At 72.9% G+C, this 19,889-nt stretch carries 23 protein-coding genes and 1 pseudogene; 12 read left to right on the forward strand and 12 right to left on the reverse strand.

Annotated elements, in window-relative coordinates; translation table 11 throughout:
• Positions 1–102 precede the first annotated feature (102 nt).
• Positions 103–1,008 (forward strand): annotated as a pseudogene (locus ABZ215_RS25245) (serine hydrolase domain-containing protein); the annotation flags it as partial.
• Here the strand turns inward: ABZ215_RS25245 and ABZ215_RS25250 are convergent.
• Entirely contained in the window at positions 987–2,201 is a 1,215-nt protein-coding gene (locus tag ABZ215_RS25250; RefSeq protein WP_354952109.1) for an amidohydrolase family protein, read from the reverse strand. The pseudogene ABZ215_RS25245 and the gene ABZ215_RS25250 overlap by 22 nt on opposite strands.
• Positions 2,202–2,255: 54 nt before the next feature.
• Here ABZ215_RS25250 and ABZ215_RS25255 point away from each other — a divergent pair, with 54 nt between their 5' ends.
• Positions 2,256–3,131 (forward strand): phosphatase PAP2 family protein, encoded by an 876-nt coding sequence (locus ABZ215_RS25255; protein ID WP_354952111.1) that lies wholly within the window; start codon positions 2,256–2,258, stop codon positions 3,129–3,131.
• Here the strand turns inward: ABZ215_RS25255 and ABZ215_RS25260 are convergent.
• On the reverse strand, positions 3,128–3,889 hold the full coding sequence (locus tag ABZ215_RS25260) for an SDR family NAD(P)-dependent oxidoreductase (protein WP_354952113.1): 762 nt from the start codon (positions 3,887–3,889) through the stop codon (positions 3,128–3,130). The two genes, ABZ215_RS25255 and ABZ215_RS25260, sit on opposite strands and share 4 nt — an antisense overlap.
• 100 nt (positions 3,890–3,989) lie before the next feature.
• Between ABZ215_RS25260 and ABZ215_RS25265 the strand changes: the two genes are divergently transcribed.
• The gene (locus tag ABZ215_RS25265) at positions 3,990–4,835 is read left to right on the forward strand and encodes a helix-turn-helix transcriptional regulator (RefSeq protein WP_354952115.1); all 846 of its coding nucleotides are present in this window, start codon (positions 3,990–3,992) and stop codon (positions 4,833–4,835) included.
• A gap of 1 nt (position 4,836) precedes the next feature.
• Here ABZ215_RS25265 and ABZ215_RS25270 read toward each other — a convergent pair whose 3' ends face one another.
• On the reverse strand, positions 4,837–5,523 hold the full coding sequence (locus tag ABZ215_RS25270; RefSeq protein WP_354952117.1) for an alpha/beta hydrolase: 687 nt from the start codon (positions 5,521–5,523) through the stop codon (positions 4,837–4,839).
• Between ABZ215_RS25270 and ABZ215_RS25275 the strand changes: the two genes are divergently transcribed.
• A complete protein-coding gene (locus ABZ215_RS25275; protein WP_354952192.1) occupies positions 5,497–5,727 on the forward strand; it encodes a TetR family transcriptional regulator C-terminal domain-containing protein in 231 nt (76 codons plus the stop codon). The two genes, ABZ215_RS25270 and ABZ215_RS25275, sit on opposite strands and share 27 nt — an antisense overlap.
• 14 nt (positions 5,728–5,741) lie before the next feature.
• On the opposite strand, the gene ABZ215_RS25280 is transcribed toward ABZ215_RS25275, so the two are convergent.
• Genes ABZ215_RS25280 through ABZ215_RS25295 form a run of 4 tightly spaced genes read right to left on the reverse strand, consistent with a single transcriptional unit; the run spans position 5,742 to position 9,335 of the window.
• Complete coding sequence (locus ABZ215_RS25280; protein ID WP_354952119.1) at positions 5,742–6,878, reverse strand: sulfotransferase; 1,137 nt, start codon at positions 6,876–6,878, stop codon at positions 5,742–5,744.
• A 13-nt stretch (positions 6,879–6,891) separates the two neighbouring features.
• A complete protein-coding gene (locus ABZ215_RS25285) occupies positions 6,892–7,668 on the reverse strand; it encodes an SDR family oxidoreductase (protein WP_237336985.1) in 777 nt (258 codons plus the stop codon).
• A complete protein-coding gene (locus tag ABZ215_RS25290; RefSeq protein WP_354952121.1) occupies positions 7,668–8,834 on the reverse strand; it encodes a hypothetical protein in 1,167 nt (388 codons plus the stop codon). Before ABZ215_RS25290 ends, ABZ215_RS25285 begins: the two co-directional genes overlap by 1 nt.
• A 21-nt stretch (positions 8,835–8,855) precedes the next feature.
• Positions 8,856–9,335, reverse strand: a complete 480-nt coding sequence (locus ABZ215_RS25295; RefSeq protein ID WP_354952123.1) for a nuclear transport factor 2 family protein — start codon at positions 9,333–9,335, stop codon at positions 8,856–8,858.
• Between the two features lie 57 nt (positions 9,336–9,392).
• Here ABZ215_RS25295 and cysD point away from each other — a divergent pair, with 57 nt between their 5' ends.
• Genes cysD through ABZ215_RS25310 form a run of 3 tightly spaced genes read left to right on the forward strand, consistent with a single transcriptional unit; the run spans position 9,393 to position 12,618 of the window.
• Entirely contained in the window at positions 9,393–10,304 is a 912-nt protein-coding gene (gene cysD / locus ABZ215_RS25300; RefSeq protein WP_020418703.1) for a sulfate adenylyltransferase subunit CysD, read from the forward strand.
• Positions 10,304–12,136: an adenylyl-sulfate kinase gene (gene cysC / locus ABZ215_RS25305; protein WP_354952125.1), complete on the forward strand. Its 1,833-nt coding sequence runs from the start codon at positions 10,304–10,306 to the stop codon at positions 12,134–12,136. Before cysD ends, cysC begins: the two co-directional genes overlap by 1 nt.
• Positions 12,137–12,156: 20 nt before the next feature.
• Positions 12,157–12,618: a PPOX class F420-dependent oxidoreductase gene (locus ABZ215_RS25310; protein ID WP_235716144.1), complete on the forward strand. Its 462-nt coding sequence runs from the start codon at positions 12,157–12,159 to the stop codon at positions 12,616–12,618.
• A 3-nt stretch (positions 12,619–12,621) separates the two neighbouring features.
• Here the strand turns inward: ABZ215_RS25310 and ABZ215_RS25315 are convergent, their stop codons facing one another.
• The 3 genes from ABZ215_RS25315 to ABZ215_RS25325 are packed head-to-tail and all read right to left on the reverse strand — an operon-like array spanning position 12,622 to position 14,461.
• Entirely contained in the window at positions 12,622–13,410 is a 789-nt protein-coding gene (locus tag ABZ215_RS25315) for a tyrosine-protein phosphatase (protein ID WP_237336981.1), read from the reverse strand.
• Positions 13,411–13,422: 12 nt separating this feature from the next.
• Positions 13,423–14,109: a rhomboid-like protein gene (locus tag ABZ215_RS25320; RefSeq protein WP_237336980.1), complete on the reverse strand. Its 687-nt coding sequence runs from the start codon at positions 14,107–14,109 to the stop codon at positions 13,423–13,425.
• A 52-nt stretch (positions 14,110–14,161) separates the two neighbouring features.
• Positions 14,162–14,461 (reverse strand): hypothetical protein, encoded by a 300-nt coding sequence (locus ABZ215_RS25325; RefSeq protein ID WP_354952128.1) that lies wholly within the window; start codon positions 14,459–14,461, stop codon positions 14,162–14,164.
• A 61-nt stretch (positions 14,462–14,522) separates the two neighbouring features.
• Between ABZ215_RS25325 and ABZ215_RS25330 the strand changes: the two genes are divergently transcribed.
• Both ABZ215_RS25330 and ABZ215_RS25335 read left to right on the forward strand, forming a co-directional pair.
• Positions 14,523–15,536: an aminotransferase class V-fold PLP-dependent enzyme gene (locus ABZ215_RS25330; protein ID WP_354708358.1), complete on the forward strand. Its 1,014-nt coding sequence runs from the start codon at positions 14,523–14,525 to the stop codon at positions 15,534–15,536.
• Between the two features lie 33 nt (positions 15,537–15,569).
• A complete protein-coding gene (locus ABZ215_RS25335) occupies positions 15,570–16,205 on the forward strand; it encodes a hypothetical protein (RefSeq protein ID WP_354952130.1) in 636 nt (211 codons plus the stop codon).
• Here the strand turns inward: ABZ215_RS25335 and ABZ215_RS25340 are convergent.
• The gene (locus ABZ215_RS25340) at positions 16,202–16,774 is read right to left on the reverse strand and encodes a hypothetical protein (RefSeq protein WP_354952132.1); all 573 of its coding nucleotides are present in this window, start codon (positions 16,772–16,774) and stop codon (positions 16,202–16,204) included. The genes ABZ215_RS25335 and ABZ215_RS25340 overlap by 4 nt on opposite strands.
• Positions 16,775–16,842: 68 nt before the next feature.
• Complete coding sequence (locus ABZ215_RS25345) at positions 16,843–17,775, reverse strand: ferritin-like domain-containing protein (RefSeq protein ID WP_354952134.1); 933 nt, start codon at positions 17,773–17,775, stop codon at positions 16,843–16,845.
• Between the two features lie 107 nt (positions 17,776–17,882).
• On the opposite strand from ABZ215_RS25345, the gene rimP reads away from it, so the two are divergent.
• The 3 genes from rimP to ABZ215_RS25360 all read left to right on the forward strand — a co-directional run bounded on the left by rimP (position 17,883) and on the right by ABZ215_RS25360 (position 19,833).
• On the forward strand, positions 17,883–18,416 hold the full coding sequence (rimP, locus tag ABZ215_RS25350) for a ribosome maturation factor RimP (protein WP_354952194.1): 534 nt from the start codon (positions 17,883–17,885) through the stop codon (positions 18,414–18,416).
• Positions 18,413–19,435 (forward strand): transcription termination factor NusA, encoded by a 1,023-nt coding sequence (gene nusA, locus ABZ215_RS25355; RefSeq protein ID WP_354952136.1) that lies wholly within the window; start codon positions 18,413–18,415, stop codon positions 19,433–19,435. Before rimP ends, nusA begins: the two co-directional genes overlap by 4 nt.
• A 134-nt stretch (positions 19,436–19,569) precedes the next feature.
• Positions 19,570–19,833, forward strand: coding sequence for a YlxR family protein (locus ABZ215_RS25360; protein ID WP_354708361.1), 264 nt, complete (start codon positions 19,570–19,572; stop codon positions 19,831–19,833).
• The last annotated feature ends 56 nt before the right edge of the window (positions 19,834–19,889 follow it).

The following is a 19,889-nucleotide window of genomic DNA, read 5'->3' on the forward strand; positions in this document are numbered from 1 at the left end:
GGAGCAGCAGCCGCACCGCGAGCAGCCGGGCGACCGCCGCCTCGTCGCGCAGCCCCAGCTCCGCGAGGCGGTCGGCGTGCCCGGTGAGCCCCCGGCCGGAAACCCCGGCCCGACGACCACATGCGCGTGGCGAGCGTGGCGAAGGCGTTCAGCGCCGCGACCGCGCTGTCCCTGGTGAGCCGCCGCCGGCTGGGGCTCGACGACACGGTCGGGCGGCGGCTGGACGGTTTCCCCCCGCAGTGGTCGGCGGTGAGCCTCCGCCAGCTGCTCGGCCACACCAGCGGGATCCCGGACTTCAGCCGGTCACAGCGGTTCCGCGACGCGCTGCTGGCGTCCCTGCAGGACCCGCCGCCCCCGCGCGACCTGCTCGGCTACCTCGACGACCCGGACCTGCTGTTCACGCCCGGCACCCGGTACGCCTACTCCAACTCGGACAACATCCTCGTCGCGCTGATGTGCGAGGCCGCGGCCGGCGGGCGCTACGAGGACCTGCTGCGGCGGCACGTCACGCAGCCGCTGGGGCTCCACCGCACGAGCCTGCCGCGCGGCTCCGCGCTGCCCGAACCGCACCTGCACGGCTACGACGGCACCGAGGACGTGACCCGGCTCGTCGCCGCGGGCTGGAGCTGGGCCTCTGGCGGAGTGGTGTCCACACCGGCCGATCTGGCGCGCTTCATCGGCGGCTACCGGGCGCTCCTGCATCCGGCGGTGCGCGCCGCGCAGCTCACGTTCCGGCCGGGCGGTTCGGAGCCGCCTGGGCCGGGCGTGAACGCGGCCGGCCTCGGCATCTTCCGCTATGACACGCGGTTCGGCCGCGTCTACGGGCACACCGGCAACACCCCGGGCTACACGCAGTTCGCCGCGGCCACCCTGGACGGCCGCCGGGCCGTCGCCGTCAGTGCCACCGCGCAGATCACCCCGGACAGCGACCCCGCGCTGTTCGGGCGGTTGCGCGGGATCTACGAACTCGCCGTCGGCGCGCTCCTTCACACCAGCGCGAGGTCGTGAGCGACCACCCGGCCGGCGTGGACCACCGTGCGGTGCGGCAACCGGTCCTGCACCGCGGCCGCGGGCGCCTCACCGTCGAGCAGCACCAGGTCCGCCGGGTCGCCCACCGCGACTCCGGGGCGGTCCCGCACATCCCGCAGCCGCGGCAGCGACGGATCGAGCACCGTCGCGCCGCCCCAGGTGCCCACGGCCAGCGCGTGCTCGACGAGGTGGTCGTTGCGGAACCCGTTGGTGAACGCCAGCTGCCAGGTCCGGTCGAGCTGGTCGGCGTTGCCGTAGGGGGACCAGTAGTCGCGCTGCCCGTCGTCACCGAGGCCGACGCGCAGGCCGGCTTCGGTGAGCCGCTGCAGCGGGAGCGTGCCGCGGCCCGGCGGCGCGACGGTGGCGACCGAGATGTCCAGCTCGGCCATCTCGGCCAGCACCTCGTCCAGCCGCGGCGACGGGGTGTGGGCGAGGGTGAAGGCGTGCGAGATGGTGACCCGGCCGCGCAGGTCCAGCGCGCGGGTCCGCTCGATGATCAGGCCGAGGCTGAACAGGCCCAGCTCGCCGGGTTCGTGCAGGTGGACGTCCACCGGCACCCCGTACCGGTCGGCGAGCCCGAACACGATGTCGAGGTGCCGCACCGGGTCGCCGTCCACGCCGCACGGGTCGATGCCGCCCATCACGCCGGCGCCCTCCCGCAGCGCGGCCTCCATCAGGTCCGGGACGCCCGGTTCGCGCAACAGCCCGGCCTGCGGGAAGGCGATGATCTCGACCTCGGCCCGGCCGGCGTGCGCCTCCCGCGCGGCGACGACGGCTTCCAGGCGTTCCAGCTCGCAGTCCGCGTCGATCTGGGCGTAGCCGCGGACGCGGGTGACGCCGTGCGCGATGAGCAGGCCGAGCATGTGCGTGGACCGCTCGCGCATCGGCACGTCGCCCTCGCGCCAGTGGGCGCGGTCGTGCAGCATGTTCGCCCACACCCCGCCGGGGGAGTCGTTGGGCCGCCACGGCAGGCCCAGCCGGGTCGAGTCCAGGTGGACGTGCACGTCGGAGAACGAGGGGAGGAGCAACCGGCCCTCGCCCGCCAGCTGCGGCACGCCCTCCGGTGCGGGGCCGCCGGCCGCGGTCACCGCCGCGATCCGGCCGTCGCGGATTTCCACATCGGACAGGGGTCCGCCCCACGGGCGCACGCCCGTCACGTACAGGTCGTTCACCTGGTCAGCATCGCACGACAGGCGCGGAGGACCGGCTGGATCCATCCTGGGCGGGTGGTGGTGGACGACGAGGTGGTCCGGCGGACCGCCGGTGTTTCGTCGCGGCGGTGGCTGGTGATCGCCGCCGTGGCGGCCGCGCTGACGGTGGCGGTCTACCTGCTGGCCGTGTGGACGGCGAGTGGACAGGCGCTGGAGAACGCCGCGCTGCGGGGCGCCGACCAGGCGGACGCGGCCGAGTCGGGGCAGGCGTGGCAGGCGCTCGACGAGATCACGGTCTACTCGCTGGCCGGGGCGACGCTGCTCATCGCGCTGACGGGCGCGCTCCGCCGCCGCTGGGACCTCGCGGTCGCGGCGGTCGGGGTGATCGTGCTCGGCCAGGTGGTCGTGCAGGTGCTGAAGCGGTTCGTGCTGGTCCGGCCCGCGCCGGTGCCGGTGACGGGCGACTTCGGCCACAACAGCCTGCCCAGTGGCCACACCACGATCGCCATGACCGTCTTGTTCGCGGCCGTGATCGTCGCGCCGTACCGCTGGCGCGGCGTGGTGATGCTGGTCGTGCTGCCGTGGGCGGTGGGCATCGGCCAGTACACGCTCACCGCGAAGTGGCACCGGCTCTCCGACACCCTCACCGCCGACGCGATCGCCCTCGCGCTGGCGGCGCTGGCGTCGTGGTGGCTCGCGCGGCGCGGCGCGGTGCACCCGTACGAGGGAAACCGCCGGATCGGCCGGGTGGTCATCGGTGCCTTCGCGGTGCTCGCCGCCCTGGCCGGCCTGACCCTCGGCGCCATCCTGTGGGGTGTCCCGCTGGCGCGCGAGGGCCTGGCCGGGGCGGACGAGTGGGTGATCTACCTGGGCGCCGGATCGTTCGCCTCCGCCGGGTCGATCGTCGCGGCGCTGGTGTTCCTGCTGTCCTGGCGACGCCTGGCCACCTAGTGCTTGCCGTGCGGGTCCGCGGCGTTGAGGGTGGCCACGACCTGGTCGTAGTCGCCGCGGGCCTCGCCGTAGCGGAGGAACTTCACGTTCTCCACCTGGATCTCCTTGGCGTCCGGCTGCGTCTCGAACAGCTTGACCACCTCGTCGGCGAAGTCGTCGAGCGGCATGGCGAACTCGCTCTCCTCCTGGCCGGGCAGCAGGGCGGTCCGCACCGACGGCGGCTCCAGCTCGACGACCTTGACGGAGGTGTCCGCGAGCTGCAGCCGCAGCGACTCGCTGAGCATGTGGATGGCGGCCTTGCTCGCGTTGTAGCTGGGCGTGGCCTTGAGCGGGGCGAACGCCAGGCCCGAGGACACGGTCACGATGGTCGCGTCGGGCTTGCTCTGGAGGTGTTCGACGAACGCGGCGATGAGCCGGATCGGGCCGAGCACGTTCGTCGTCACGGTCTCCTCGGCCGAGGCCAGGAAGCCCTCCGGGCGGTGCCAGTCCTCGACGCGCATGATGCCGGACATCGCGATGATCACGTTGAGGTCGGGGTGCTTGCCGATGACCTCGTCGGCCGCGGCGCGGATGCTGTCGGCGTCGGCGGTGTCGATGCGCACGGTGTCGAACCCCTCGGCGGCGAGCGAGTCGAGCAGTTCGGTGCGGCGGCCGCCGACGATGACGGTGTTGCCCTTGGCCCGCAGGCGTCGCGCGAGGGCGAGGCCGATGCCGCTGGTGGAACCCGGGATGAAGATGGTGTTTCCGCTGATGTTCATGTTCCCGAGTCTGGCCGGGCGCGACAGGCCGGTGAAGAGATCGCTCATCGGGGGATCGGCGGTCCCTGGTTCGCCCGGCCCGGGGGCGGATACTGGGGGTATGGAGCGTGAAGAGCTGGCGGCGTTCCTGCGCAGCCGCCGGGAACAGCTGCGGCCGGAGGACGTCGGGTTGCCCGCCGGGCCGCGCCGCCGGGCGGCGGGTCTGCGGCGGGAGGAGGTCGCGGCCCTGGCGGCGATGTCGACCGACTACTACACGCGGCTCGAACAGCAGCGTGGCCCGCAGCCGAGCGAGCAGATGCTGGCCGCGCTCGCCCGCGCGCTGCGTCTGACCGCCACCGAGCGCGACTACCTGTTCCGCATCGCCGGCCGCAACGCACCCACACCGGTGGTCGCGGCGGCGCACGTGGCGCCCGCGCTGCAGCGCGTGCTGGACCGGCTGTCGGACACGCCCGCGCTGATCCTGTCGAACCTCGGCGAGGTGCTGGTGCAGAACAGCATGGCCGACGCCCTCTACGGCGACCGGTCGCACCTGACGGGCTGGGCGCGCAGCGAGATCTACCGCTGGTTCACCGACCCCGCGGAGCGCCGCATCTACCCGGAGCACGACCGGGGGCGCCAGGGCCGGGCCCTCGTGGCGGGTCTGCGCGCGGCGCTCGGGTCGATGGGGCCGCAGTCCCGGGCCGGCGAGCTCGTGCGGGTGCTGACGAAGGCCAGCCCGGAGTTCGCGGAGCTGTGGGAACGGCACGAGGTGGCCAAGCGGTTCGTGGACCACAAGGTGCTCGTGCACCCCCAGCTGGGCGAGATCGAGGTGGACTGCCAGGTGCTGTTCACCGAGGACCAGTCGCAGATGCTGCTGGTGCTGACGGCGCCGCCACGCACGGAGGCGGCGGAGAAGCTGCAACTGTTGGGCGTGGTCGGCACGGAACGGTTCGACAGCGTTCGCTAGATCAGGCGAAGCGCTCGGGTGACTCACGTCGTTGCTCGAGCTCGGCGAGGAACTCCAGCACCCTGGCGTTGACCTCGTCAGCCGACTCGCCCGCGCTCGCCCGCGGCCACAGCTCGACCCGGGCGTCCGGCAGCAGCTCCCGGGCGCGGGTGGCCGCGCGCCGGCGGTCGTGGATGACGCTGCGGGCCGCGATGAGTGCGAGGACGGGGACGGTCAGGCCGCGCAGTCGCGCGTCGGTGAACAGCGCAGGCGTGGGCAGCGCGATCCGGTAGGTCCGCATGCCCTCGTCGATCACTGTGGCCACCGGGTCGTCCTCGGCCACTTCGGCGCCGCCGGAGATCCAGGCCAGGAAGGCGGGGCGGGCCCAGCGCCGGATGCCGGGGACGAGCGTGAGGGCGGTGCGCACGAGCAGGGGGACCGGGAACGGGGCGAAGGTCCGCACCGGGTCGATCAGGGGCAGCGAGGCGAGCCGGGCCGGTGCGCGCACGGCCAAGTCGGCTGCGAGCCACCCGCCGAAGGAGTAGCCGACGAGGTGGACGTCGCGCAGGCCCAGCGTGGCGAGCACGGTGCCGAGCCCCGCGGCCTGGTCGTCGGCGTCGCGGATGGGCGCGGTCTGCTCGCTGCGTCCCGGCTCACCGATCAGGCGCTGAAGGACCCGGAGATCGCCGAGCGGTTCCGCCTCGGTCACGCGCAACTCCGCGACGCCGTCTCCACCATGATCACCGCCGGCCAGGCCGACCGCGACCTGCACGCGGACCTGGACCCGATCCGGGAAGCGGATCTGCTGCTGGCTCTCGTCGCCGGTCTCGGCGACGCGGTCCTGCTCCGGTACCGGACGCCGGCGGAGGTGATCTCGCTCGTGGATCACCACCTGTCCCGCCTGACGCCGTGACGGCGGCAGCAGCCTCAGGCGAAGCGCTCCCGCACCTCCTCCGCCGTCAGGCCGAACTCCTCGAGCGTGTAGCGGTGTGAGGGGCGGCCGGCGCCGGTGGTGCTCTCCTCGTACACCGCGCGCATCGCCGACTCCGCGGCGGTCGTGAAGGGCAACCCGAAGTGCTCGTAGACCGACGCGACCACCGCCAGCGGGTCGGCCACGAAGTCGGCGTAGTCGACGTCGTAGAACTGCGCCGGGTCGTGCTTGGCCCGTTCCCGCTTGAACGTCGCCGCCCCGCGGGACCACAGCTCCAGCTGCGACCGGCCGACCACCGGGCCCTGGAAGACCGTCGACCAGCCCGCCGACGCCTGCTGGTTCAAGCTGCACACCGAGGCGATGATCGTCTCCGGCGCGCGGTGCGTCTGGATCACCAGCGCGTCCGGGTAGACCGCGAGCAGCGCGTCCAGCGCGAACAGGTGGGACGGGTTCTTCAGCACCCACCGCTTGTCCCGGTCCGGCAGCCCGATCAGCTGCAGGTTGCGCCGGTGCCGTGCGTACGCGTCGGTCCAGTCCTGCGCCGCCAGCCACTCCGAGTACGTCGGCACGTGGGCCAGGCACTCGTACGACACCGACTTCGCCGACTGCCGCAGCAGCTGCCAGCACTCCTCGACCTGCTCGGCGGAGCTGTGGTGCACCCCGAGGAACTCCGGGTGCTCGACGTGGTGCTTCTCGTACCCGGCCTGGATGCCCTGGAACACCGGGTTGGCCGCCCACGTCTCGCGCGGCGGCCGCGGCTGCGGCACCTCGGCCAGCCACACCTCCAGGCCCTGGTGCGCCGGATCGGCGGTGAGCAGCCGATGCAGGGCCGTGGTCCCGGTGCGGGGCAGCCCGGTGACGAAGATCGGCCGCTCGAGGCGCACATCGGCGTACTCCGGAAAGCGCTTCCACGCCTCCTCGCTGAGCAGCCGGGCCACCAGCGCCTGCCGCAGGAACGCGCGCTTGATCTTGTTCCCGAACGGGGTCAGCCCGGCGTCCCGCGCGTAGGACTCCAGCAGCACGGCCAGGCCCTCGCGGTACTCGTCGCCGCCGAAGTCGCTCAATCCGCAGAACCGGGTCGCGGAGGCGTGCAGATCGTCGACCGTGCCGACGCTGTCGCGTCCGATGCTCATCGCCGGAGCCTCCTCAGTGGTGGTATTCGCCGCAGTTGACGTCCAGGCACTGCCCGGTGATCGCCCGCGCCATCGGCGAGGCCAGGAAGATCACGGCGTCGGCGATCTCGTCGGGTTCGGGCAGCCGGCGCAGGTCGATGGTCGAGGCGGTTTCGGCGTACACCTCGTCGCGCGTGATCCCGCGCTTCTCGGCGAGGTAGCCGAAGTACCACTTCAGCGAATCCGCCCAGATGTAGCCGGGCGCCACCGAGTTGACCCGGATGCCGCGCGGCCCCAGCTCGGTCGCCAGGCTCTGCGCGAGCGCGAGCAGGCTCGCCTTCGCCATCTTGTACGGCCCGTACGGCTGCCGCGAGTGCCGCAGCACCGCCGAATTGATCACTACCACCGAGCCGCCCGCGGACTCCAGCGCGGGCAGGAACAGCCGGGTCAGCCGCAGCGCCGCGATCGAGCTCGCCTCGAACCCCGCGCGCACCCCGTCCAGGTCCACGTCGGCCAGGTTCGTCATCGGCGGGATCGCGAAGGCGTTGTGCACCAGCGCGTCCACCCGGCCGAAAGTGTCCACAGTGGCCTCGACGAGCCGCTGGGCGTCGGTCTCGCTGGTGATGTCCGTCGGCACCGAGATCGTGCGGCGGCCCAGCTCGTCGATCTCCTTGGCGACCTCCGCCAGCCGGGACTCGGTGCGCGCCGCGAGCACCACGTCCGCGCCTGCCTTCGCGCTCTCCACCGCGATCGACCGGCCCAGCCCCGGCCCGACCCCGGACACCACGACCACCTTGTCGCGCAACAACATCAGCCCAGCATCCTCGCGGCCGTGGCGGCCTGCCGGGCCGCGATCCGGGCGGACCACTCCGCGGGGGTCACCGTCGCCTGGTCGTAGTAGGCCAGCCGGTCCGGCAGCTCGGCCACCGGCACGATCACGACCTCCGGCCCGTCGTCCGGTTTCAGGTCGCGCGACAGCCGCTGCCACCGGATCTGCACGTACCCGCGGCGGTGACCGGTGCGCTCCAGCCAGTTCGCCACGCCGGGATCGCGCTCGCTGATGACGAACCGCATCTTCCCGTCCGGGTCCACCCGCGCCTGGTCCCCGGTCAGGCTCGTCTGGTGGTTGGCGTAGTCCAGCGAGATGTACCACATGCTGCCCAGCTGGATGCCCTGGTACGGCGCGTCCGCGCAGCGCGGCACGGTCACCACCATCGCCTGGTCGTCGTCGAGGTCGTAGTGCCCGACCGAGGAGAACTGCGTGCTCAGCCCGCCCGGCGTGGCGCGCGGCTCGGTCATCGTGTTGACCGGCAGGTCGAGGTAGAACCACTTCGGGAAGGCCAGGAAGGTGTTCAGCCGGGACAGCAGGATCTTGCCCGCGACGCCGTACCGCTTGGCGAGCGTGTCTCGCGACAGCGGCGGCGGAGCCTGCCCTTCGGCGCCGACGCGGTGGATGCGCACCATCCCCGGGCGCTCGGCGGCCCAGTCGCTGAACACCTCACGCACGATCAGCATCGCCGAGCCCGGCCCGAGCGGGAAGCGGTTGCGGCCGCTCAGCCCGGGGCCGAACCGGATCTCGAACCGGCCGTCGTCGTCGATGTCGAAGGCGCGGTCGTCGAACGCGGTGAGGCTGTCCGGCACCTCGACGGGGGAGTAGTTGCCGTTGAGCACCTGGAAACTCAGGTCGGCGGTGGTGCCGCGCTGCCCGGTGACCACGTACTCGGCGTCGTCGCGCAGGTAGGAGTGGAAGTACAGGGTGTCCGGGTTGTCCAGGCCCATCTTCGTGTACGGGCCGGTGGAGCGGACGAAGAACGGGAAGTCCTTCTCGTACGCCCAGGCCATCTGCAGCGAGGCGCGGATGCTGCCGGCCAGGTAGTCCAGACCCTCGACCAGATCTTGTTCACCCGCGATGTGCGGGGCTTCGCGGATGATCTTCTCGGCCTCGGCGAGGGCTTCGGCGAACGGCTGCGTGAGCACCGGCGACTCCTGGAACGTGTTCTAAGCGGACGGGACGGCCCACCGGTTCGCGGTGAGCTGGAAGCTCTTCAGGTCCGCCAGCGACAGCATCGCCTCGTAGGTGCGGACGTACCCGGTGTGCGAGATCCGCCAGACGCCGTCGGCCTCGCGCCGGTAGCGGTCGGAGTAGAACGCGGCGCCGACGATCGCGACGTTGTGCTGGGTGGCGATCACCTGGTCCTGGAACGCCCAGGTGCCGGTGGCGGTGTCGCCGTCGACGTCGATCTCCGGCTGCGTGGCCAGGTGCACCGTGATGATCTCGGGCACAAGGCGCTCGCGCAGGAAGCCCACGATCGCGTCGCGGCCGGACAGGCGGATCGGGTCGCCGTAGGTGGGGGTGCCGTAGTCGGCGGTGGCGTCTTCGGTGAAGGTCCCGCCGATCTCGTCCCAGCGCTTCAGGTCGACGCAGCGCAGGTACGCGTGCTTGGTCCGGCGGATCGCCTCGATCGCGGCAAGGTCCATGCGCCCAGCATGCTCGCCCGGTTGACCGCTGGCAAGAACGTGTTCTAATTTTTCCGGGTGACCACGGTCTACGAGCTGTCCCACCTCGACCTGCTCGAGGCGGAGTCGGTGCACATCTTCCGCGAGGTGGCGGCCACCTTCGAGCACCCGGTGCTGCTCTTCTCCGGCGGCAAGGACTCGGTGGTCATGCTCGCGCTGGCCGCCAAGGCGTTCTGGCCCGCGCCGCTGCCGTTCGGCGTGCTGCACGTCGACACCGGCCACAACTTCGACGAGGTGATCGAGTTCCGGGACCGGGTGGTGGACCGGATGGGCCTGCGGCTGCACGTCGCCCGCGTGCAGGACGACATCGACGCCGGCCGCGTCACCGAGGACACCGGCCCGCGCGCCTCCCGCAACCGGTTGCAGACCGTCACGCTGCTGCGGGCGATCCGCGAGGGCGGGTTCGACGCGGTGTTCGGCGGCGCCCGCCGCGACGAGGAAAAGGCGCGCGCCAAGGAACGCGTTTTCAGCTTCCGCGACGAGTTCGGCCAGTGGGATCCGCGCAACCAGCGGCCGGAGCTGTGGAACCTCTACAACGGGCGGCACCGGCGCGGCGAGCACATCCGCGTGTTCCCGCTGTCCAACTGGACCGAGCTGGACATCTGGTCCTACATCGCGGCCGAGCGCATCGAGCTGCCGCCGATCTACTACGCGCACCGCCGCCCGGTGGTGCAGCGCGACGGGATGTTGCTGGCGCACACCAGGTTCCTGCGGCTGCTCGACGGCGAGGAGCCGTACGAGGCGACCGTGCGGTTCCGCACCGTCGGGGACGCCACCTGCACCGGCTGCGTGAACAGCACCGCAAGCACGGCCGACGAAGTGGTCGCCGAAGTCGCCGCGACGCGCGTCACCGAGCGCGGCGCGACCCGCGCGGACGACCGGATCTCCGAGGCAGGCATGGAGGACCGCAAGAAGGAGGGCTACTTCTGATGCCCCAGCTCCTGCGCCTGGCCACGGCCGGCAGCGTGGACGACGGCAAGTCCACGCTCATCGGGCGGCTGCTGTTCGACTCCAAGTCCCTGTTCACCGACCAGCTCGCCGCGGTGGAGCGGGCGAGCAGGCAGCGCGGCGAGGACTACCCGAACCTCGCGCTGCTCACCGACGGCCTGCGCGCCGAACGCGAGCAGGGCATCACGATCGACGTGGCCTACCGCTACTTCGCCACACCGCGCCGGAAGTTCGTCATCGCCGACACGCCGGGCCACATCCAGTACACCCGCAACATGGTCACCGGAGCGTCCACAGCGGACCTCGCGCTCGTCCTGGTGGACGCGCGCAAGGGTGTGCTGCAGCAGTCCCGGCGGCACGCGTTCCTGGCTTCCCTGCTGGGAATCCCGCACCTGGTGCTGTGCGTGAACAAGATGGACCTGGTGGGCTGGTCGCGGGAGCGGTTCGACGAGATCCGCGAGGACTTCCGCCGGTTCGCGATGAAGCTGGACGTGACCGACCTGTCCTTCATCCCGGTGTCCGCGTTGCACGGCGACAACGTGGTGCACCGCTCGGCGAGCATGCCGTGGTACGAGGGGACATCACTGCTGCACCACCTGGAGGAGGTGCACGTCGCCTCCGACCGCAACCTGATCGACGCGCGGCTGCCCGTGCAGTATGTGATCCGCCAGGGCGGCCGGGACTTCCGCGGCTACGCGGGAACCGTGGCGGGCGGAGTGTTCAAGCCGGGCGACGAGGTGGTCGTGCTGCCGTCCGGGCTGTCCAGCGGGGTGGCGGCGATCTGGGGGCCGGGCGGGATGCCGGTCACCGAGGCGTTCCCGCCGCAGGCCGTGACGGTGCAGCTGACCGGGGAGCTGGACGTCGGCCGCGGCGACTTGATCTGCCGCCCGGCGAACCGGCCGCACACCGGGCAGGACCTGGACGCGATGGTGTGCTGGCTCGCCGAGGCCGGCTCGCTGACGCCCGGTGCGACGTACACGATCCGGCACACCACGGCGGAGACGACGGCGGCCGTGCAGAAGCTGGACTACCGCCTCGACGTGGACACGCTGCACCGCGACGAGACTGCGAAAGCGCTTGCGCTCAACGAGATCGGGCGGGTGCAGCTGCGCACCCGCAAGCCGTTGCTGTTCGACCCGTACCGGCGCAACCGGGCCACCGGCAGCTTCATCCTGGTCGACGACACCACCGGGAACACCGTCGCGGCCGGCATGATCACCGGTCCCGCGCTGCCCGCGTCGCGCGTGGTGTGGCACGCGGCCGCGGTGGGCCGGGAGGAACGTGCCACGCGCGGGCTGACGGTGTGGCTGACCGGGCTGTCGGCGTCGGGGAAGTCGACCATCGCGGTCGAGCTGGAGCGGCGGCTGGTCGCGGCGGGGCGTCCGGCGTACCTGCTGGACGGGGACAACCTGCGGCACGGGCTCAACGCCGACCTCGGGTTCAGCGCCGAGGACCGGGCCGAGAACGTGCGGCGCGTCGCGGAGGTGGCGCGCCTGTTCGCCGATGCCGGGGTGGTGGCGGTGGCGTCGCTGATCAGCCCCTACCGGTCGGACCGGGACCGCGTGCGGGAGGTGCACGAGCGGGCCGGGCTGCCGTTCCTGGAGGTGTTCGTGGACACGCCGCTGGAGGTGTGCGAGGCGCGGGACCCGAAGGGGATGTACGCGAAGGCGCGGGCGGGGGAGATCCGCGGCTTCACCGGCGTCGACGACCCCTACGAGGCGCCGGTCTCACCGGACCTGGTGCTGCGGCCGGACGATCCCGATCCGGCCGCGCGGATCCTGACCCTGCTGAACCGGAGCGCGCTGTGGGAGTGAACCAGCGGGCGGAGATCCGCATGACCGAGGCGGAGATCGCGGAGTTCGTGGCGGCGAGCCGGACGGCGACGATCGCGACCCTGGGCGCGGACGGCACGCCGCACCTGGTCGCGATGTGGTTCGCCGTGCTGGACGGGACGATCTGGCTGGAGACGAAGGCCAAGTCGCAGAAGGCGGTCAACCTGCGCCGCGACCCGCGCATCACGGTGCTGGTGGAGGACGGCCTGACCTACGACGCGCTGCGTGGCGTGTCGATCGAGGGGCGCGGCGTGATCAGCGAGGACCCGGACGAGATCTGGGCCGTCGGGGTCAACGTGTTCGAGCGCTACTACGGGCCGTACTCGGCGGAGCTGCGGCCCGCGGTGGAGATGATGCTGAACAAGCGGGTGGTGGTGCGGGTCGACCCGGTGCGGGTGCGCTCGTGGGACCACCGCAAGCTCGGGCTGGACCCGATGCCGCTCGGCGGATCGACCGCGCCGTAGCCCTCAGCCGAGCAGCTTGCCGCGCAGCTCGGCCCCGTCGGCCGCGTCGAAGCCGTGCGCGTCCAGCCACCTTACCGCGCCCCCGTAACGCCGGTCGACCTCGCCGAGGAACAGCGACATCGTCTCCGGCTTGGGGCGGTGGTCGTCGTCGTCCGGGCGCTTGTCCAGGTCCGGCGCGTAGGTGGGGGAGGCGCGCAGCCGGTCCAGGATCGCGCGGATCCGCTCGCCGCTGGCGGCGTAGTCGGCGACCACCGCGTCCCGCCGCACACCGGCGACCGTCAGCGCGAACGCGGTCACCACGCCGGTCCGGTCCTTGCCCGCCGCGCAGTGCACCAGCGCCGCGCCCGGGGCGCCGGCGATCGTGCGCAGCGCGCCGACGATGCTCTCCGGCCGGTCCTCCAGGTATCCCAGGTACAGCGCGGTCATCACGTCGTCGGGGAACCGCTCGATCGTCCGCTGCCGCCGCTTCAGGTACAGGGCGTCACTGATGTCGTCGGCCGTCGCGTCGGTGGTGCCGCCGCTTTCCGGCAGGACCGAGTAGTGGTGGTGCCGCACCGACTCGACGTTCGTCAGCGGCCCCGGGCCCTCCTTGGTCACCTCGGGGGTGCCGCGCAGGTCGACCACCGTCGTCAGGCCGAAGTCCTCGACCAGGACCTTGATGTCGCGTGGCGTGAGCCCCTGCAGGTTGTCCGACCGCAGCAGCCGCCGCTCCGCGACCGCGCCGCCGTCCTCGGTGGGCAGCCCGCCGACGTCGCGCGCGTTGACCGCGCCCTCCAGTTCGAGCCAGTGCATGGCCCCCATCGTTCACCGCGCCGCCGATCCAGCCAAGGGCCGCGCGCAGTCGCCGGGGCCGGCGGGCGCGGGGAGCGTGCCGGTGACCCCGCGCCGCCCCAGCCACCGCCACCAGCCCAGCATCCCGATGTGCAGCGCGATCAGGTGCCCGGCGAACGTGACGATCCCGCCCAGCGTCCCCGGCCCGTCTATGAGGTAGATCACGACGATCCCGGCTTCGATCGCGGGGACCGCCCACATCCGGAACCGCCGCGCCAGCACCGGCACGAGCGCGCCGGCGGTGGCGAAAAACCCGTAGCTGACCCCGATGTCGAGCCACCGGCCGTCGGTGGCGGGCAGCAACCCCTCGGCCAGCGCCCACATCACCGGCAGCTCGGTCGCCAGCGTCGCGAGCACGTGCCCGCTCGCGAAGACCGCGCACGTCCACCCCGCGCCGATCCGGCGCTCCAGCGGGGCGACGGCGAACGTGAAGATGATCACGTACACGAGCCAGCCGTCGTCGCCGAGCCACAGCGCGCTGCTGACCAGGCTCATCACCGGCCGGTGCCACAGGTTGTGCGCGTCGGTGCTGGCCAGCTCCAGCAGGCGCGCCGAGACCGTCTCGCCGAGCAGGTGCTGCAGCGCGGTGGTGGCCAGCAGCACCACCAGGTACCAGAACGTGAACGGGGTGCTCACGGGGCTGGGCAGCAACCTGGTCACGTTCGCAGTTTTCCCGCGCCCGCTGTGAAAACACTGTGACCACCCGTCCGGGTCACCGTCCGCCGAGCAGCAGTTCGACCTGCTCCACGAGGAGCGGGGCTTCGGCGGCGACGTCGAGGGTGCCCGGTTCGAGGTGGCTGGTCGCGGGCGGCGCCGCGAGGCCGACATCGGCGCACGCGACCCGGACGAACCGGCTCTGACCGACGGTGCCCCGGAGCTGCCGGCCGAGGCGCACGACCTGCTCCGGCGCCGCGAGCGCGCCCTGCGCGACGGTGAGCTCGGCGCCGCGGCGGAGCCGCGGGACCGGGCGCGGGACGTCGGCGTCGTCGGGCGGGAGCGGGGCTCGCGGCACCGGCGGCCGGTCTCGCCGAAAACGCGGTGACCGCCCAGCGGAGGTCGGTTAGCGTCCGGGCATGCGCACAGCCTTCGGAGCCGAGTTCGACGTCCCCGCCGGATACCTCAACACCCCGAGCATCGGGATCCCGCCCGCGGCGGTGGCCGACGCGGTGGCGGCGTCCGTCGAGGCCTGGCGCGCCGGGGCCCACCAGCCCGGCGACTTCGACCCGCTCGTCGCGCGGGCCCGGGAGTCCTTCGCGCGGCTCGTCGGCGTGCCCGCGGACCGGATCGCCATCGGCGCCGCCGTGTCGCAGCTGCTCGCGAGCGTCGCGGCCGGGCTGCCCGAGGGCGCCCGCGTGCTGACCGCGGAGGGGGAGTTCACCAGCGCGACGTTCCCGTTCGCCGCCCGCGGCGCCCGCGTCACCGAGGTCCCGGTCGCCGAGCTGCCCGGCGCCGTCCGCGGCCACGACCTGGTGGTGGTGAGCGTCGCGCAGTCCCGGGACGGCGCGCTGGTGGACCTGGACGCGCTGCGTGCGGAATCCGAAGCCGCGGGTGTCCCGGTCGCCCTCGACGCGACCCAGGCCGCCGGCTGGCTGCCGCTGGACCTGGAGTGGGCCGACTGGGTGGTGGCCGCGGGCTACAAGTGGCTGATGTCCCCGCGCGGCTGCGCCTGGCTCGCGGTGCACCCGCGCGCCGCGGAGCGCACCGTGCCCGTCGCCGCGAACTGGTACGCGGGCGAGGACCCGTGGCAGGCCACCTACGGCATGCCGCTGCGCCTGGCCGAGGGGCCGCGCCGGTTCGACGTGTCGCCGGTGTGGTTCGCGCACGCCGGCGCGGCGGTGGCGTTGCCGTACCTGGCTTCGCTGGACCTGACCGCGGTCCGCGCGCACGACGTCAAACTGGCCGACACCCTGCTGACCAGGCTCGGCCTGCCGGAACGGGGCAGCGCGATCGTGGCGCTGGACGCCGATCCGGCGGCCCTCGCCCGTGCCGGGGTGACGGCCAGCGTCCGCGCGGGCCGGGCGCGCGTCGGCTTCCACCTGTACAACACCGAAGACGACGTCGAACGGGTTGTGGACGCGTTGCGGTGAGTCACCCTGACGAGTGAGCTACGGTGTCCCCCCGTGGTTGGTGCGCAGTTCACTCCCGGCCGCGGCGACACCGCGCCGCTGCCCCGGATCCCCGCCGGGCCGCCGTCCCGGCGCGTGGGCGGCCCGCTGCTCAAGGCAGCCGGACTGGTCGCGGTGGCGGTCGTGGCGGGACTCGTGTGGTGGCTGGTCCGCGGCGGCTCCGCGGAGGAGACCCCGCCGGCGGCCCAGTCGCCCGCCAAGGAGTTCCAGTTCGTGGTCAGCGACGGCCCGGTGGCCGCGACCGACTGTGCCGCGAACTCCTACGGGCAGGTCAAGCAGTTCTTCACGCAGCACCCGTGCCAGCGGCTGTCCCGCGCCCTCTACACGACCAGCAGCGGGGCCACCCGGGCGCTGGTGTCGGTCGCGGTGGTCACCATGTCCGCCCCGGAGGACGCGCAGCAGCTGAAGAAGCTCGCCGACACCGACGGCACCGGCAACGTGAACGACCTGGTGCGCGACGGCACGGCGAAGATCCCCGGCGCGCCGAAACTCGCCGACGGCGACTACCTGTCCCGCGTCACCGGCGCCTCGGTGACCATCGTGCTGTCCGCCTTCTTCGACGGCCACTCCGACGAGGCCACGCTGCAGCGCATCAGCAAGGAGGCGCTGGACCTCGCGCCGGGCGCCTAACCGGCGTTGCGCAGGTAGGCGACCAGCGAGTCGATCAGCAGGAACGGCGGCTTGCCCAGCGCGGGGATCTCCGGTGACGGCGGGAGCCGCTCGCCCGCGACGATCAGCTCCTTCGAGCTCTGCAGGAACACCGGCTGGTGCCCGTCGTCCAGGACGAACATCACGGCGGTGTGGTCGACCAGCCGGGCGATCGTCGTGCCGGTGATGCCCGGCCGCGAGCCGGTGAACCGGGCGCCGGTGCCGAGGTAGACGCCGCGGCGGCCGGGGTCGGCGTCCCGCCAGCCCTGGTCGGCGCCGGGCACCAGGCGCGGGTCGCCGTGGGCGGACTGCAGTTCGCTCAGCGCCCGGCCCTGCACCTGCGGCAACGGCTCGTCGACGAGCGGCTGCGCGACCTCGTACAGGGCGTAGCGGCTGCCGCCGGGCTCGGGCGGGACCAGGAACAGGTGCAGCACGACGAACTCGCCGGGCCGCCCGTGCGGCATCCGGATCAGCTGGCGCAGCAGCAGGCCGCGCAGGCGGGCGGCGCCGTCCCCGGACAGGCCGGCCAGGGTGCGGGTCAGGGTCAGCAAGGGGCGTCCTCGGGCGTCGAACGTGTCCGGGGAAGGTTATGTCGTCACGCGCCGTCGCGCGCCCCCAGTCAGCTTTGGGTGGCCGAGCCGGGCAGCACGATCGCCGTCGGCTGCTCGCCCGCCGCCTCGCGCCAGCGGGTGCCGCGCCGCGCCGAGGCGAGCAGCGCCTTCAGCGCCACGTCCCGCAGCGCCGCGTCGTCGGTCTGCTCCAGCACGCCCCGCCAGGCCGTGGCGGCGTCGGCCTCGGCGGTGGCGACCACGCTCTTCGCCGACGTCGCGTCGGTGACCGGCCGCGGCGGGACGTAGGCGGGCTCGGCCACGCCCGGCTCGACGCCCGCGGCGGTCAGCATCCGCACGCACGCGTCGCGGCGGTCCTGGTGCTCGGCGGTGCCGTCGGCGACCCCCGCGGTGTAGTTGCCCGGCAGGAACGCGCTGACCAGCCCGTAGATCCACAGGGCCGCGTGCTCGGCCGACAGGGCCTGCTGTACCGGCCCGACCGATTCCGGCGGGATCGCCGACGCCGTGGCGGTCACCTGGCCCGGCTCGGCGCCCGGCCCCAGCTTGGTGCCCACCTGCTGCAGCCCGGCGCAGCCGCCCGCGACGGCGGCGACCAGCCCGGCCCGGTACCGCGGCAGCCCGCCGACCAGGGCCTCGGCCTGCTGGCGGGCGGTGGCCAGCCGCTGCTTCAGCCCCGCCATGCCCTGCTCGGACGGCACGACCACGGCCGGCTGCGACTTCGGCCGGTTGAGCCGGTCCACTTCGGATTGCAGCGCCTGCGCGTGCGCCGTGCGGGCCGCCGAGTACTGGCGCGCCACGTCCGCGTCGGCGGACGAGGAAGCGGCCACGGCGTCGGCCGCGGCGGCGTCGGCGCGGGCCTGCTCGGCCAGCAGGGCCAGCGGATCCGGTTCGTCGGAGTAGCCGGTTGCGCACGCGGCGAGGGGCGCGGCCAGTGCCGCCAGCGCGCTCGCCCGCAGGACGTCACGACGGGTACGGGGTCTCACGTGCGCCCATCCTGCCAGGGGACCGGTGACCACGGGCGGTGACCGGGGCCAACAAGATAAGCTTGTCCCTCACCGACCGACAGCACACCAAACAGGAGAGCGCCAAGGTGCCTGGAGAACTCGCCGCCCGGCTCGAGCCGATCGTGGCCGAAGCCGTGTCCGGCGCGGGTTTCGACCTCGACGCGCTCGACGTCCAGCAGGCGGGCCGCCGCAAGCTCGTCAAGGTCGTCGTCGATTCCGACGACGGCGTGGGACTCGACGAGGTCGCCGACGTCAGCCGCGCCGTCTCGGCCGCGCTGGACGAGAACGAGGAGCTGATCGCGGGCGCCTACACGCTCGAAGTGACCTCGCCCGGCGTCGACCGCCCGCTGACCCGCCCCCGCCACTGGCGCCGCTCGCGGTTCCGCCTCGTGCGGATCACGCCCCGGGAGGGCGCCGAGTACGTGGGCCGCGTGGGGCACGCGGGCGAGGACTCGGTGCGGGTGCTGGTGGCCGGTGCGGTCCGGGACGTGCCCTACGCCGACGTGGCCAAGGCCGTCATCGAGATCGAGTTCAGGCAACCACCGACCGAGGAGCTGAAGCTGCTCGACCAGGACGCCTCGGAGCACAACGCAGGCGAGCCGGAGGAGGATCCGAAGTGAACGTGGACATCGCGGCCCTGCGCGCGATCGAGCGGGACAAGGACATCCCCTTCGAGACGGTCATCGAGGCCATCGAGACCGCGCTGCTGACGGCCTACAAGCACACCGAGGGGCACCAGCCGCACGCCCGCATCGACATCGACCGCAAGACCGGCGTCGTGCGCGTCCTCGCGCACACGCTGGACGAGAACGGCGACGTGGACGAGGAGTGGGACGACACCCCCGAGGGCTTCGGCCGGATCGCGGCGACCACCGCGCGGCAGGTCATCCTGCAGCGCCTGCGCGACGCCGAGCACGAGAAGACCTACGGCGAGTTCTCCACCCGCGAGGGCGAGATCGTCGCCGGCGTGATCCAGCGCGACGCGCGGGCCAACGCCCGCGGCATGGTCATCGTCCAGATCGGCGACACCGAGGGCGTGATCCCGCCGGGCGAGCAGGTGGCCGGCGAGCGGTACGAGCACGGCGAGCGGATCAAGGCGTACGTGGTGACCGTGTCGCGCAGTGCCCGCGGCCCGTCGATCACGCTCTCGCGCACCCACCCCCACCTGGTGCGCAAGCTGTTCGCGCTGGAGGTCCCGGAGATCGCCGACGGCACCGTCGAGATCGCCGCGGTCGCCCGCGAGGCCGGGCACCGCACCAAGATCGCCGTCCGGTCCACCGTGCCGGGCGTCAACGCGAAGGGCGCCTGCATCGGCCCGATGGGCCAGCGGGTGCGCAACGTGATGAGCGAGCTCGGGGGTGAGAAGATCGACATCGTCGACTACTCCGAGGATCCGGCTCGCTTCGTCGGGAATGCGCTGAGCCCGGCGAAGGTTGTCTCCGTACGGGTGGTGGACGAGCGTGCGAAGACGGCCCGCGTGGTGGTGCCGGACTTCCAGCTGTCCCTGGCCATCGGCAAGGAGGGCCAGAACGCCCGCCTGGCCGCCCGGCTGACCGGGTGGCGGATCGATATCCGCAGCGACGCGGCCGCCTCCGAGGAGGACGCCACGCCCGCAGCGACAACCGGTTCGGCTGAGTGAGAGGCCAGGAGTTAAACTCGACGGTGGTGCGGAGCTCGCGCTCGGATACCGCACGCTCGGAGCACCGGGGCGACACCCCGGTGCGGACGTGCGTGGGGTGCAAGAAGCGAGCTCCCGTCGGTGAACTACTGCGAGTGGTCGCGCTGGACGGGCGGCTGGTCGCCGACACGCGTCGGCGGCTGCCGGGGCGGGGTGCCTGGTTGCACCCCGGGCCGGAGTGCCTGGCCAAGGCCGAGCGGCGGCGGGCGTTCCCCAGGGCCCTGAGGGTCCACGGGACGCTCGACGCGGCGGAGCTGCGCGAGCACCTGGGGCAGGTCACCGGGAAGCATGGACAGGGGAGCGTCCCCGGTCCGGATGGAACGAAGGAAGCAGGTCGACCCGTCATGAGTCAGCCGTGAAGCTGAAGCCATGAACGCGCGACGATAGGACGAGGTCGAGCGGGTTTTGCCGCCCG

This window comes from Amycolatopsis sp. NPDC006131 (genome assembly GCF_040614175.1).
Taxonomy (GTDB): domain Bacteria; phylum Actinomycetota; class Actinomycetes; order Mycobacteriales; family Pseudonocardiaceae; genus Amycolatopsis_E; species Amycolatopsis_E tucumanensis.